This window comes from Sorangium sp. So ce426 (assembly GCF_051475585.1).
Taxonomy (GTDB): Bacteria; Myxococcota_A; Polyangia; order Polyangiales; family Polyangiaceae; genus Sorangium; species Sorangium cellulosum_B.
This window is the reverse complement of record NZ_CP150341.1, coordinates 10,114,344-10,128,667: the sequence shown is the minus strand read 5'-3', so window position 1 is coordinate 10,128,667 and position 14,324 is coordinate 10,114,344. Positions and strand designations below refer to the sequence as shown.

Genomic DNA, 14,324 nt, shown 5'->3' with positions numbered 1-14,324 from the left:
CACGCGCGACGGCCGCGCGACGCGCGACCCGCGGCGGAGCGCTGGCCGAAGGGCTTTGTCTGCGCGGCTTCTCATCCTCATCAACGATCCATGTCCAGAGGATATCGACACCGTGCTTCATCACGCATTCGACAGATCCATCCGGTACCCTGCGCCATACCTCGCCGCCGCGCTCGTCGCGGGCCGCGGGAGGACGGGCGCATCATGAGGAGGCTCTGCAAAGGCGCGCTCCTCGCGGCGCTCGCCGCCGGGAGCACCATCGCGAGCGCGAGAGACGCGCGGGCTGCAGAGGGCGCCACCGCCTTCTGGAGCAACGCCGTCGAGGTCCATGTGTCGGGCGGCGCCCTCACCCGCGGCCCGGGCTGGGGCTGGAGCGCCGGCGCCTCGTCGGTCCAGCAGATCGAGGCCGGCGACGGGTTCGTGGAGTTCTCCACGAACGAGGCGGACCGGACCAAGATCGCTGGGTTGAGCCACGGCGATGAGAGCCAATCGTTCTGGGACATCGATCACGGGGTGCTCCTTCGCGCCGACGGGGGCGTGGAGATCCTCGAGCAGGGATACGGGAAGGGCTACTTCGGGACGTACCAGGCCGGCGACGTCTTCCGCGTCGAGGTGCAGAGCGGCCAGGTCCGCTACCTGAAGAACGGGGCCGTGTTCCACACGAGCAGCGCGGCGCCCACGTACCCGCTCGAGCTGGATACAAGCCTGTACGACGACGGCGCGACCATCACGAACGCGTCGGTCTCGGGCGCAGGCGGCGGGGGGGACCCGACCACCGGCTGCGGCGAGGTGGGGCCCGGCGACGAGCTCAGCGGCACGAAGGTGCCCACGTTCTGCAATCACCCCACCACGATGCCGAACGGGGATGCGCCGCCCATGGGGCAGTACTTCGGCCATACGTGCACTTCGGTCGTGCTCCAGACCGTCTATTACACGCACACCTCCGGCAACCACAGCGGGCTCGACTTCTCCGTCCCGGCGCGCAGCCCCTTGTACTCGGTCGGTTATGGAAAGGTCATGTGCGCCGGGCCAGACGCCTGCACGGGCAGGTACCCCACCGCCCGGGGCGCGCCCTCCCAGATCGATCTCACGATCCGCTATGGCTCGGTGTACGTCATCTACGGGCACGCCGCGTCGAGCCTTGTCGCCGAGGGTGATCTCGTCGTCCCGGGGCAGGAGATCGGCGAATCGTCGGACTGGCCAGACAACGATCACCTGCACTTCGAGGTCCGCCGCGTCGCCGACAACAAGGCGCCGAACCCGGTGCCCTTCTTCTCGCCGGACATCCGGAGCTATCTCGAGGGCACCGTCACCGACGCGCACTTCTGCACGGGGCACCTGGATGATCAGGCGGACGTGGGTTTCACGTCGACCACCCAGCTCGACGAGCGGCCGTGCACGGACGCGAACGACGGCACGACCGGACCGATCCGCTGCCAGGAGGTGTGCGACTACAGCCCTGCGGACTGCGAGGTAAAAACCTACTCCAACGGGTACAGGGAGGTGCACGAGTACTGCAGCGTCTTCAGCTGCGGCGGCGGCGCCTTCGCCTGCGGGCTCCGCCGGAACACGGCCGCCCAGGCGTGCCAGTGACGCCCGCGCCGTGACGCCGCCCATCCTCGGCCAGCGCTGTTGAGCCGAGCTCGCCGGCGCCGCCGCCGGGCCCGACATCGACGGCCTCCACCCTCCGCGCCCGCGGGCGAGCGCGGAGGGCCGCGCCGCTCGGGGGGCGGCGGTGCGTCCGAGTTGCCTCGGACGCGAAATCGGATCAATCGACGCCATGGACTCCGCAGCGGCGCGGCGCGCGCCAGAGCTCGGCTCCTCGAGGCGGCCGAGCCTGAGCGCGCTCCTCGGGATCGCGACATTTCTCCTCACGGGCGCGGCGATCGCCGTGGTCGCCGCGCTCATGGCCGCCTCGGCGACCATGCAGCAGGCCACCGGGATCCTCGGCGACGCGATCGAGAGCGTCCGCCTGGTGCACAGCCTGCAGATCGACCTCCTCCGCGATGCACATCAGATCCACCGCGGCGCCGGGTCCGCCAGCGGCGGGCCGAGCTCCACCTTCCACGAGTGGGAGATCGAGCTAAGGGAGGGCCTTGCGGAGGCTCACCGTTACGTGAGCAGCCAGGAAGAGAGCGGCGTGCTCGTCGACGCAGAGCGGCGCGTCGACGAATACCTCGTCGGGCGTCGAGCCGGCGATGCCGGCGGCTCACCCCCCTCGCCGGACGCGCCGGCGCTGGCCACCGATTTGCTCGCTTTCGACGAGGCGTTCGATGCCCTCGACCGCCTGGTCGAGATCAACCTCCATCAGGCCCATGCGTCCCAGGCGCTCATCGAGCGCCTGGGACGGCGCGCGACCACCGCCGGCTTCGCGGCCGTGCTCTTCTTCATGGCGGGCGCGTCCCTGGTCCTCATCAGCGCGCGGCGGCTCGTCTACGGCCCCGTCGTCGCGATCCAGGAGGCGATCGGCCGGTACGGCGCGGGGGACCGCGCCGCGCGCGCGCCGCTCGTCGGGCCGCGCGAGCTCGGGGACATCGCGCGGGCCTTCAACGGCACGGCGGAGTCGCTGGAGCGCCAGCGCGAGGCGCAGTTCGCGTTCCTCGGCGGCGTGGCGCACGACCTCAGGAACCCGCTCTCGGCGCTCCGGCTGTCGGTCGGCTTCCTCAACGACGGAGGCCCCCCGTCGGAGCCGCGCGTGCAGCGGACCATGGCGCTCGTCGGACGGCAGGTCGATCGCCTCGAGCGCATGGTCGGGGACCTCCTTGACGCGTCGCAGATCGAGGCGTGCAAGCTCGACCTCCGGGTCGAGGAGCGCGACCTGCGCGAGCTCGTGCAGGACGCAGCCGAGCTCTACCGCCCGGTGTCGCCGGAGCACCCGATCGAGCTCTCGCTCCCCGAGGCGCCGGTCCTCGCCCGCTGCGACGCGACGCGGATCCAGCAGGTGCTCAACAACCTCCTGTCGAACGCGCTCAAGTACTCTCCCGCCGGCGGTCAGGTCGATGTGGCGGTCCACGGCGGCGGCGGCCGCGCCGAGATCGCGGTTCGCGATCGCGGGGTCGGGATCGATCCGGCGGATCTGGCGCACCTCTTCGAGCCGTTCCAGCGCCTCAAGGCGTCGGCGGGCGCGATCCCGGGGACGGGCCTCGGGCTCGCCGTGGCGAAGCGCATCGTCGAGGCGCACGGCGGCCGCCTCCTCGTCGAGAGCGAGCCGGGCGCTGGCTCGGTGTTCCGGGTCGAGCTGCCGCGCGCGTCCTGAGCGGAGAGGCGGTGCTCGAGGCCGCGACGCGCGGCGCGCCAAGGACGACGCCTCCACGACGTGACCCCGCTCCGCCCGGCCGTGCGCTCAGGCGCCCGTCCCCGCCGCGCGCCGCCATCGGTCCTCGCGGCGCGCCACCCGCCCTTCGCGCTCCAGCTTGATCAGGTGAGCCTCGAGGCTCAGCCGCGCGAGCGGCCAGACGAGCGGCGCTGTGTCTGCATAGACGACCGGCAAGAGCGCCTCGATCGACGTGCCGCCTGCCGACGTGCCGCCTGCGCCGGCCGAGCCGGCCTCGCCGGCCGCCTCGAGCGCCGCGACCACCAGCCGCTCCCTTCCCAGCCGGTGCGCGATGTAGCGCCGGAACAGCGCCTCCGGCGCGCCGATCGGCCCGCCGTGCGCCGGCAGCGCGACCCGCGCCCCGAGCCCCGCGAGCCGATCGAGCTGCGCGAGGTACTCCGCCATGTCCCCCTCCCGGGGATCGATCAGGATGGTCCCCTCGCCGGCCACCATGTCGCCGCAGACCAGGGCGCCCTGCGCCTCGTCGAGGAAGCAGAGGTGGTCGGGCGCGTGCCCGGGCGTGTGCAGCACCCGCAGCGCCGTCGGCTCCGGCCCGCCGAGCCGCACCACCTCCCCGTCCGCGAGGCGGCGCGCGAGCGGGACGCCCGGGAGGCGCGGGGCCGCCTCGGCGTGCCCCCAGACCGGCAAGCCGAGCTCGGCCGCGAGGAAGCGCGCGCCCCCGACGTGGTCGGCGTGGTGGTGGGTCACCGCGATCGCCACGAGCGACCGCCCCTGGGAGGCGAAGCCGCGCGCCCAGGCGAGCCACTCGCGGCGCTCGTCCTCGTACGGCGTGGCCGGCTCGACGAGCAGCACCTCGCCGCCGCCGAGCGCGTAGCTGTTCGTGTGGGTCGCGGGCGGCAGGGTCGGCGTGCGCGCGGGGAAGGCCTCCACGCCGCGCACGCCGGGCCCCACGGGCTGCGGGCGGATCACCGCTCCACGACGACCGCGAGCGCCTCGCCGCCGCCGATGCAGAGCGTGGCCAGGCCGCGCTTCGCGTTCCGGTCCTTCATGGCGAAGAGCAGCGTCGTCAGGATGCGCGCCCCGCTCGCGCCGATCGGGTGGCCGAGCGCGACCGCGCCGCCGCGGACGTTGACCTTCTGGGCGTCGAGCCCGGAGAGCTTGTTCACCGCGAGCGCCACCACCGCGAACGCCTCGTTCACCTCGAAGAGGTCGATCTGGTCCGTCGGGATGCCGAGCTTCTTCGTTGTGTTCGCGATGGCCGCGGCCGGCGCCGTCGTGAACCACTCGGGCGCCTGCGCGGCGCCGCCATAACCGACGATCCGCGCGAGCGGCGTGAGCTTGTGCTCCTTGACGGCCCGCTCGCTCGCCAGCACGAGCGCGCTCGCGCCGTCGTTGATCGACGACGCGTTGGCCGCGGTGATCGTCCCGTCCTTCTGGAACGCGGGCTTCAGGGAGGCGAACTTCTCGGGCTTGCCGGCGGGCGGGCCCTCGTCCTCCTTCACGATCACGGCGTCGCCCCTCTTCTGCGGGACGGAGACGGGCGCGATCTCCGCGGCGAAGAGCCCCTCGCGCTGGGCCGCGACAGCGCGGCGGAAGCTCTCCTTCGCGTACTCGTCCTGCGCCTCCCGCGAGAAGCCGTGCTCCCTGGCGCACGCGTCGCCCGCGGTGCCCATGTGGAAGTTGCCGTACGGATCCCACAGGCCATCGTGGATCATGCCGTCCACGAGCTTGCCGTCGCCCATGCGGTAGCCGGAGCGCGCCTGCGGGAGGTAGTAGGGCACGTTCGACATCGACTCCATGCCGCCGGCGACGACGACGTCCGCGTCGCCGAGCGCCACCGTCTTCGCGCCGAAGATCACGGCCTGGAGGCCCGAGCCGCAGACCTTGCTCACGGTGGTGGCCGGCACCTTGCTCGGGATGCCGGCGAAGATGGCGGCCTGCCGGGCCGGAGCCTGCCCGATACCGGCGGACAGGACATTGCCGAGGAACACCTCCTCGACGGCCTCCGGAGACAGCTTTGCCCGCTCGAGCGCCGCCCGGATGGCGACCTCACCCAGGCGGGGGGCGGGCAAGGGCGAGAGTGCGCCCTGGAACGCGCCGATCGGCGTCCGGGCCGCTGCGACGATGTACACGGGGACGGGCAGGGTCATGATCTCCTCCAGCAGCGCTGATGCCATTTCATTCGATGACGCCAGCCATGCGCCTTGCGAATGTGCCTTGGGTACCTCGGTTGGCCTGGGGGGGCAAGCCGGCCCCGGGGACGCTCCGCTGCCTGCGCGGTCGCCTGCGCGGTTCGTTCGGTTCGCGGGTTCACATCGATCCTCGATCGCCCCCCTGCCTCGCTCCGCCGGCCGGGCTCTTCGCGACCGGGCTCCTCGCGTTTCCCTCGAGATCGTGTGTTCCCACCCAGCCGCCGCGCGCCGCGCCTCGCGGGGCGGGCGCCGCGGCTGTGCGCGGGCGCGCGAAACCGGGAGAGGGACGCAGTCGTCGTGCGGGCGCTCTCGGACGGAATCAAGCTCCGCCCGAGCCGGATCCGGGCTGGCCCTGAGCGCCCGCGCCGTCCGGGCCGAGGCCCCGCCGACTCGTCGCCTGGGCGCGGCGCGCGGCGACGCTGGCGCGGGCCGGGGGGCGCTATGTGGTACGCCGGGGACGTCGCGTGATATCGTGCGCGCCGATGGGGAAGGGGGGCTGTGCTCCCTGCGCCCGGGCGGACAAGGAGCGAACGAGCGATGGTGAATGCAGGCGATCGTGCCCCCGATTTCTCTCTCGAAAGCGACAGCGGTAAGACGGTGGGCCTCGCGGATTTCCCGGGCAAGACGGTCGTCCTCTACTTCTATCCAAAGGACGACACCCCCGGCTGCACGCGCGAGGCCCAGGCCTTCTCCGCGGCCCTGCGCGCCTTCGCCGAGGCCGGCGCCGTCGTGCTCGGCGTCTCCCGCGACTCCGTCGAACGCCACCGGAAGTTCAGGGACAAGTACGATCTCGGGGTGACGCTCCTCAGCGATCCGGATCTCGCCGCGCACAACGCCTACGGCGTCTACGGCGAGAAGTCGATGTACGGCAAGAAGGTGATGGGCACCATCCGGAGCACCTTCATCATCGGCCCCGACCGCGCGGTGAAGCACGCCTTCAGCGCCGTGAAGGTCGACGGACACGCGGACGAGGTGCTCGCGCTCGTGCGCGGAGGCGGCAGAGGCGAGGCGCCGCCCGCGCCCGGAGCACGGGCGCCCGCGAAGAGCGCGGCCAAGGCGCCTGCGAAGAGCGCCGCGAAGAGCGCGGCCAAGGCGCCTGCGAAGAGCGCCGCCAAGGCGCCCGCGAAGAGCGCCGCCAAGGCGCCCGCGAAGACGCGATAAAGGACCAGGAACCGTCGGACAACGACATAGCCGACTCGCGGCGTGCGGGCTGTCGATCGCCTGATGGATGGCATCGCGAGGGCCTCCGGCGCGGGGACGGCGGGCTCGCCAAGCTGGACGGGCCCGGCGCTTCATGAAAGAATCTGTACCGTTGCTTGCAAATCGATGAAACTACCACGACACCAGGGCTCATCTCTCGATCCGCTTCGGGGCAGGTGGAGCGATGAGCGCTGGAGCGAGGGAGCGAGGGAGCTGGATCATGATGTTGAAGCATCCGATGCTACGGACTTTTGCTTTGCTGAGCTGCCTCTCAGCGATCGCCGCGTGCGGCGATGACGCGCCGCCGCCCAAGGTGACCGACGGCGACGGCGGCGGAGGCAGCGGGGGGGAAGGCGGCGGCGGCGGCACCGGCGGCACCGGCGGCGTGCCGGTCGAGACGTGGGATCTCGACCGCAGCAAGCCGCTTTCGGACGTCGAGCCGGAGTTCACGGAGGCGGAGCACCCGCTCGCGCCGGGCGCCGTGCTGGCCGATCTCAAGGCCCCGCTCCCCACGAACGCCACCTGGATGAACTTCGCGCTCGGCGAGGGTGATCAGCGGATCAACGCCGCGCCGTACGACCTCAAGGCGGTCCGACAGGCGCTGTCGATCTCCCGGCCCGGCGTCGTGGTGGAGAACACGACCGTCACCTCGGCGGACCTGACGCAGCTCGCGCTCAGCGCGCGCCAGGCCTTCTCCGGCCACACCGTCAAGTCGGCCGATCTCCTCTCGGTCACCGTGGAGTGGGCGGCGCAGGGCGGCACGATGACGGCGCCCATCGTGTACGGGATGCCGTACGTGACGGCCACGTACGACGGGCTCGCCCCCTCCGTCCGCGCCGGCGACGGCGTGGCGATCACCGAGGTCAACGGCGGGTCGACGAGCCCCACCACGGTCACGGGCGACCGATTCGAGATCTCGCTCAACAACGGCCAGAAGTGGGTGCTCTATGCGTTCCCCGAGATCAGCCTCGAGTGGGACGCCCTCTCCATGACGGCGGACGAGCCGTATGAGGGCTCGCTCCGCCTCGCGCTCGTCCCCGGGCCGAACGCCGCGGCCGTGCTCGACGCCCACGCCGCCGTCATCCCGGTCGGCGGCGACATCGAGGCCTCGGTCACCGAGGACACCGCCACGGTGCGCCTCGTCTGGAAGACCGAGGGCGGGGGCGAGGGCGAGGAGGGCGAGGGCGATCTCCTGACCATGGCGCTGCCGCACCATCTGGATCACCTCGATATGTTCAAGGCGGCGGACGTCTCGTACCCGACCGTGATCGGCCAGATGAAGGGCATCTCCGGCGCGAGCTGGCAGCTCGAGTACCCGCTCAGCACGATCGGCTGGGACGCGCCGCGCCGCGTCTCGGACGAGTGGGGCGCGGACATCATCGCGGCCCTCGAGGAGGACAAGGGCTTCATGCCCGACGAGGCGGTCGCCGGGACAGACCCCTATTTCGGGGGCAAGCAGATCGCGAAGCTCGCGCGCCTCGCGCAGATCGCCGAGGTGGTCGGCAAGGCCGATCTCGCGGAGGAGCTCAGGGCGCGGCTCAAGTCGCGCATCAACCCGTGGCTCAACGGCCAGAACGAAAACCCCCTCGTCTACGACACGACCTGGGGCGGCCTCGTGACGACCAAGGGCCTGACGGACCAGGGCGCCGACTTCGGCCAGGGCTATTACAACGATCACCACTTCCACTACGGCTACTTCCTCTACGCGGCGGCGGTGCTCGCCAAGAACGATGAGGCGTGGCGCGAGGAGTACGGGGACAAGGCGCTCTGGCTCGTCCGGGACATCGCGAACCCGAGCGCCAAGGACAAGTTCTTCACGCCGTTCCGCAACATGGATTGGTTCAGGGGCCACTCGTGGGCGTCAGGGCTGTTCCCGTTCGCGGACGGCCGCAACCAGGAGTCGACCTCCGAGGCCGTCAACGCCTGGTACAGCATGCAGCTCCTCGGCGAGGCGCTCGAGAACGAGGACGTGAAGAACCTCGGCCGGGTGCTGCTCGCCATGGAGACGGCCTCGGCGCAGACGTACTGGCAGGTGACCGCGGACAGCACCGTCTACCCCGAGCCGTTCAAGAACAACGGCGCCGTCGGCGTGCTCTGGTCCACGAAGGCGGACTTCGGGACGTGGTTCGGTCCCAACCCCGAGTACGTCTATGGGATCCAGCTGCTCCCGATCACGCCGATCTCGGAGTCGCTCATCTCCAAGGACTGGGTCCAGGACGCGTGGCCCGTGATCTCGGAGACCACCGCGGAGGCGGAGGACCCCTGGAAAGCGTTCCTGATCGCGGCGCACGCGACCGTCGACAAGGAGGCGGCCTGGGAGGACGCGCAGGCGCTCACCGAGCTCGACGACGGCCTCAGCCGGACCGCGCTCCTCTACTGGATCGCCACGCGGCCCTGAGCCCGCCGCCCTCTCCCTGAGGCATCCCCTCAAGCTCTTCGGGAGATTCACAAGGAGGCGGGGAGGCGGGGAGGGACATCTTCAAGACACTCCCTGTCTCCCCGCCTCCCTGTTCAATTTTTCTCGCTGGAAAGGGCTGCACAATGAGGGAGTCTCAGGCCCTCTCCATCGCAGCGCCCCGTCATCAATCGATCGGCTCGACCCGAACGTCGACCGCGAGGCGCTCCGCCCCGCCACCCACGTAGATCGTGCCCGAGGTCGGCGTCGCGTCCACGTAGTTGCGCCCGACCGCGACGCGGATGTGATCGGTCTGCGTCAGGATCCCGTTCGTCGGGTCGAAGCCCTTCCACCCGATCTCCGGCAGGTACACCTGGACCCAGGCGTGCGACGCCTCGCTCTGCCGCTGGTTCTCGTGCTTCGGCCCCGTGTAGATGTACCCGCACACGTAGCGCGACGGCACGCCGAGCAGCCGCGTCAGGCAGATGAACAGGTTCGTGAAGTCCTGGCACACGCCGCGGCGGTTCGCGTACACGTCGAACGCCGTCGTGAACAGGTTGGTCGACCCCTGCTTGTACTCGTACTCCTCGAAGATCGACGCGTTCAGGTCGAGCAGCGTGTCGAGCAGATCGTAGCCGTTCCGCTCCACGAAGGTCATCGCGTACTCGCTGAGCTCCGCGAGCTCGCTCTCGGCCAGCTCCGGCGGCAGGAGGAACGGCTGCAGGATCTGGCGCTGCCACGGCATCCACACGAGCGGGATCGTCGACCGCGCGCGCAGCGGGCGGAAGCTCAGCGGATCGGTGTCGAGCATCTCCACCCGCGACCTCGACTCGATGACGAGATCATGGAACGGCGTGTCGAGCAGCACCCGCCGCGCGCGGTTGCCGAAGACGTCGTCGTACTCGCGCTGCTGGCCCTCGACCGACACGTCGATCTCGTTGTGCAGCAGCGTCTGCAGCCGGTCGTGCGCAGGCGTCAGCCGCAGGAGGTGCGTGCTGCGCTCCACCGCGGTCGCGTAGTGGTACGACGTGCGGTGCACCACCTGGAAGCGGCGGATCGCCGCGTGCACGGGGCGCCGCACCGGGCGCGACGAGAGCGGCGGCGTGGACGACGACGGCTTGCGCCGGTCGGTGCGCGGGGACGCCGTGGCCCGGAGCGCCCCCTGCCGCAGCACAACGAGGTGCCCCGGCGGCACGCGCTTCCAGGACGCCGCCCGCCCGCCCGCGTGGACCTTGAGCTCCTCCGACGAGACGATGACGCCCTTGCGGCTCTTGACCCCCCGGCGCGTCAGATCGACCTCCAGATCGCCGTCCCCGAACGCGAGGCGCTCGTACGGCGGCAGCACCTCCCACAGGAACGCGTCCCCCTCGCGATCGCGATCCGCGTAGACCACCAGATCGCGGCCGTCGGCCAGGACCGTCGTGAGGGGACCGTGCTCGTTCATCTCGTCGAACCAGTCGCGCAGCACCGCCGGATCGATGTCGCCGATGCTCCGGAGGTTCTCCGACGCCATCCAGCGCATGAGCTCGCACAGGATGAGCTCCGTGTCCGTCGAGCCGACCGGCTGGAAGAGCGACTTCGGATCGACCTCGATCCGGTCGACGAGGCTGCCGCTGTGCGCGAACAGCCAGTCGCGCCCGCCCCAGCTCCGGCTGAACGGCTGCGTGTTGGCGTCGTTGACGCTGCCCCACGTCGCCGTGCGGATGTGCAGCACGAGCAGCGACGACTCGAGGTGCTCCCACGCCTTCACGAGCTCGCTGCGGATGCTCCCCTGCGGCGGCGCCGGCTCCTTGAGCACCGAGGCGCTCGGCTCGCCGCCGGGGTAGTAACCGATGCCCCAGCCGTCAGGCAGTTTGCGTCCGGGCTGCAGGCAGGTGAGATCGAAACACGGGGCGAGCTCGCCCTCGAACGACATCGCGAGGAGATTCGGCATGGGTGCGTCGGCGACTCTGGCGGCTACTGGCTCGTGACCGTGGGGCTACTGTCGGGCGGCCCGTAACCGAGCAGCTCGCGACCGATACCGTCGCAGATCATCGCCGTCTCGTCGACCACATGGGTGAGCGCCGCGTGGACCGCCATCGGGTCGAACGCCTCGGTGGCCCTGTCGGCCACCCACTGGTGCAGGAGCTGGAGCCGCTCGAGGCTCTCGCCGCCGGGGAGCGCCACGCTGTCCGGCGGCCGGATCTCGCAGAGGCGCGCGAACGCCGCGTGGATGCAGTGCCGGATCGAGCGCGGGAAGCGCGGCTCGTACAGGAGGAACTGGGCGACAGCCTGCTCGCTCACGTGACCCTGGTTGAGCTTCATGAACGGCTCGAACCCGGAGCAGGCGCGGAGGAGCGAGAGCCAGAGCGCCGTCTCCACGACGCGGTGCTGCCTGCGCAGCGCGCCCTGCGCCTGGGCGCTCATCTCCGACGGCGGCGGCGGCGGCAGGTGGGTCAGGGCGTGGTGGTGCACGTCGAGCGTGCGCGCGGTCTGCCCGACCCGCTCGAGCAGCACGCCGAGCCAGATGAAATCGAGCGGCGTGTCGTTGAGCATCGTGCTCTGCGTGAGCCCGAGGCAGAGCTGTGTGAGCTGGCGTACGCGCCGGTAGAAGGCGTAGCGGCTCGACCTGAACTCCTCCCGCGCCTCGTCGCTGTTCACCCAGAGGTGGAGCTCGTTGACGGTCTCCCACACCTCGAGGCTGACGACCTCCCGGATCGACCGCGCGTTCCAGCGCGCGGCCGAGATCGAGCGGCGGAGGCTCGTCGGGTTGTCCTCGTCGAAGCTCATGTAGCGCTGCACGAGCTCGCCGTCGGCCGCGGCCTCCTCGCCGTGCTCGGCCCCGAAGTGCGCCTTCTGCCCGGCCACGATGATGACCGGAAGCCAGCACTGGTGCGCCGGGATCTCGGCGTCGAGCGCGAGGTTCTGCGTGACGGCGAGGATGCGGGCCATGTTCTCGGTCCGCTCGAGGTAGCGGCCGAACCAGAAGCAGTGATCGGCGACGCGGGAGATCACGGGGCCTCCGGGGGGGCAGGTCCCGGCGCGGCGCCGGGAGGGTCGTTGTTCGCGGCGGCGGGGCTCGCGTCGGAGCCGCCGATCGAGGGCGTGCGCTGCGCGCCCTCGCCTGGGCCCTTCAGGACCCAGGTGTCCTTCGAGCCCCCGCCCTGGCTCGAGTTGACGACATAGGAGCCCGCCACCAGGGCGACGCGCGTGAGCCCGCCGGGCAGCACCCACGCGCCTTCGCGGCCCGTCAGCACGTAGGGGCGCAGGTCGAGCCTCCTCGGGACCGCGGTCTTCGCGGTCGGGTCCCAGGTGGGGCTCGTCGAGAGCTCGACCCGGTGCTGGGCGATGTAGCGGCGCGGCGTCGCCTGGACGCGCGCCCGGAACTCGTCCCGCTGCGCGGCGGTCGACTGCGGCCCCATCAGCATGCCGTAGCCGCCGGCCTCGTCGACCGCCTTGACGACCAGCTGGTCGAGGTGGTCGAGCACGTAGCGCCGGTCGTCGTCGCGCATGCAGAGGTAGGTGGGGACCTGCTCGAGGACCGGCTCCTCGCCGAGGTAGTAGCGGATCATCTCCGGCACGAACGGGTACACGGCCTTGTCGTCCGCCACGCCGTTGCCGGGCGCGTTCGCGAGCGCGACGTTGCCGGCGGCGTAGGCGCGCATCAGGCCGCGCACGCCGAGCAGGCTGTCGGGGCGGAAGGCCTCGGGGTCGAGGAACGCCTCGTCGATGCGGCGGTAGATGACGTGGACCCGGCGGGGGCCGCGCGTCGTCCGGACGAAGACCTGGTCCTGATCGACGAACAGGTCGGGGGCCTGCACGAGCTCGAGCCCCATCGTGCGCGCGAGGAAGCTGTGCTCGAAATAGGCCGAGTTGTAGGGCCCCGGCGTGAGCACGACGGCGCTCGTGCCGCTCGGGCTCGCGGGCGACACCGAGCGCAGCGTCTCGGCGAGCCGGGCCGGGTAGTGGTCGACCCGCTGCACGCGCGCCTTGTCCAAGAGGTGCGGCAGGACGCGCTTGCTGATGAGCCGGTTCTCCAGGACGTAGGAGACGCCGGACGGCGTGCGGAGGTTGTCCTCGAGGACCCGGAAGGTCCCGGCCGGATCGCGGATGAGGTCGACGCCCGCGATGTGGATGCGCACGCCGCCCGGGGGCCGCAGGCCGTGGACCTGCTTCAGGTACTGCCCGGAGCCGAGCACGAGGTCCCGGGGGACGCGCTCCTCCTTGAGGATGCGCTGGTCCCCGTAGACGTCGTCGAGGAAGAGGCCGAGCGCGCGGACGCGCTGCTCGAGGCCCCGCTCCATGTGGGCCCAGTCCGCCGCGGAGAGCATCCGTGGGATGAGGCAGAGCGGGAAGATCTTCTCCGCGCCGCGCTGATCCGCGTAGACCGAGAAGGTGACGCCCTGGTTGAGCAGGGCGAGCTCCGCGAGCTGCTGCGCGCGCGCGAACTCGTTCGGCGCGAGCGCGCCGAGGAGCGTGGCAGTGCGCAGGAACTCGGGGCGAGGAGCGCCGTCTCGACCAAACAGCTCGTCGTAGGCGCCGGGGAGGGGAGTGTAGCCGGCGAAGAGGCCGGCACCCGGGTTCTCTAACAACACTGGAGTGAAGCTACCGCTGGACGGCCCTGGAGGTCCATGGGCCATTTGCGGTTTCTGCCGCGATGGAGGCAGTGGCGCGGGCGGCGCGGGCGGCGCGGGCGGCGCGGGCGGCGCGGGCGGCCGATCGACTCGGCCTACTCGGCGTCGAGGATTTGCCGCTCTCTGGAGCGCGTGAGCTCGTCGACCGCGGCGAGGAAGGCGTCGTAGTCGATCGGCTTGGGCAGCACCCGAGCGACACCGAGGCTCGTCGCGTCATGTTTTGAAGACGCGGATGAAACAATGACTGGTATACGGGCCGTCTTCTCGTTGTGCCGGAGCGCCGTGAGCAGGCCCCAGCCGTCCATCACCGGCATCATGATGTCGACGACGAGCAGATCCGGCGGCGCGATCTGGTCGAGCAACGCCAGCGCCTCCTCGCCGTTCGAGGCGCAGCGCACCTCGTAGCCGCCCTCGCTCTCCAGGATCATGCTCACGACCTCCTGGATGTTCGGCTCGTCGTCCACGACGACCACGAGCTTGGCGCGGCTGTTCGGCGCGCTCGATCGTGTTCGTACTTCTGCGTTGCGCCGCACCGTCCGACCTCCGAGCGTATCGACCAGCATGCCGTTCTCCCCTGCGCTCTCCGGACCCCGAATTCTCCGGATGAACGAGAGTATTCCCCACGCGCTCCGTTCCGTCGCTGCGTGGAA

The 14,324-nt window shown here is 71.1% G+C and carries 10 protein-coding genes; 4 read left to right on the top strand and 6 right to left on the bottom strand.

From position 1 onward, the window contains the following. The first annotated feature begins 204 nt into the window (after nt 1-204). Entirely contained in the window at nt 205-1,593 is a 1,389-nt protein-coding gene (locus WMF44_RS37970) for a M23 family metallopeptidase (protein ID WP_437294931.1), read from the top strand. Nucleotides 1,594-1,780: 187 nt separating this feature from the next. Further along, a complete protein-coding gene (locus tag WMF44_RS37965; RefSeq protein ID WP_437294930.1) occupies nt 1,781-3,256 on the top strand; it encodes an ATP-binding protein in 1,476 nt (491 codons plus the stop codon). A gap of 87 nt (nt 3,257-3,343) precedes the next feature. Here the strand turns inward: WMF44_RS37965 and WMF44_RS37960 are convergent, their stop codons facing one another. Next, nucleotides 3,344-4,243, bottom strand: coding sequence for an MBL fold metallo-hydrolase (locus tag WMF44_RS37960; RefSeq protein WP_437294929.1), 900 nt, complete (start codon nt 4,241-4,243; stop codon nt 3,344-3,346). Further along, nucleotides 4,240-5,424 carry an acetyl-CoA C-acyltransferase gene (locus tag WMF44_RS37955; protein WP_437301660.1) on the bottom strand — a complete coding sequence of 395 codons (1,185 nt, stop codon included), beginning with the start codon at nt 5,422-5,424 and terminating at the stop codon, nt 4,240-4,242. The genes WMF44_RS37960 and WMF44_RS37955 overlap by 4 nt, the downstream gene beginning before the upstream one ends. A gap of 579 nt (nt 5,425-6,003) precedes the next feature. On the opposite strand from WMF44_RS37955, the gene WMF44_RS37950 reads away from it, so the two are divergent. Both WMF44_RS37950 and WMF44_RS37945 read left to right on the top strand, forming a co-directional pair. Continuing rightward, complete coding sequence (locus WMF44_RS37950) at nt 6,004-6,627, top strand: peroxiredoxin (protein WP_437294928.1); 624 nt, start codon at nt 6,004-6,006, stop codon at nt 6,625-6,627. Between the two features lie 259 nt (nt 6,628-6,886). Next, a complete protein-coding gene (locus tag WMF44_RS37945) occupies nt 6,887-9,064 on the top strand; it encodes a glucan endo-1,3-beta-D-glucosidase (protein ID WP_437294927.1) in 2,178 nt (725 codons plus the stop codon). 184 nt (nt 9,065-9,248) lie between these two features. Here WMF44_RS37945 and WMF44_RS37940 read toward each other — a convergent pair whose 3' ends face one another. The 4 genes from WMF44_RS37940 to WMF44_RS37925 form a co-directional block, all read right to left on the bottom strand. Then, entirely contained in the window at nt 9,249-10,994 is a 1,746-nt protein-coding gene (locus WMF44_RS37940; protein WP_437294926.1) for a class II glutamine amidotransferase, read from the bottom strand. Between the two features lie 23 nt (nt 10,995-11,017). Then, a complete protein-coding gene (locus WMF44_RS37935; protein ID WP_437294925.1) occupies nt 11,018-12,055 on the bottom strand; it encodes an alpha-E domain-containing protein in 1,038 nt (345 codons plus the stop codon). Then, nucleotides 12,052-13,680: a circularly permuted type 2 ATP-grasp protein gene (locus WMF44_RS37930; protein ID WP_437294924.1), complete on the bottom strand. Its 1,629-nt coding sequence runs from the start codon at nt 13,678-13,680 to the stop codon at nt 12,052-12,054. The genes WMF44_RS37935 and WMF44_RS37930 overlap by 4 nt, the downstream gene beginning before the upstream one ends. An 89-nt stretch (nt 13,681-13,769) precedes the next feature. Beyond that, nucleotides 13,770-14,237 (bottom strand): response regulator, encoded by a 468-nt coding sequence (locus WMF44_RS37925; protein WP_012239707.1) that lies wholly within the window; start codon nt 14,235-14,237, stop codon nt 13,770-13,772. Nucleotides 14,238-14,324: the final 87 nt, after the last annotated feature.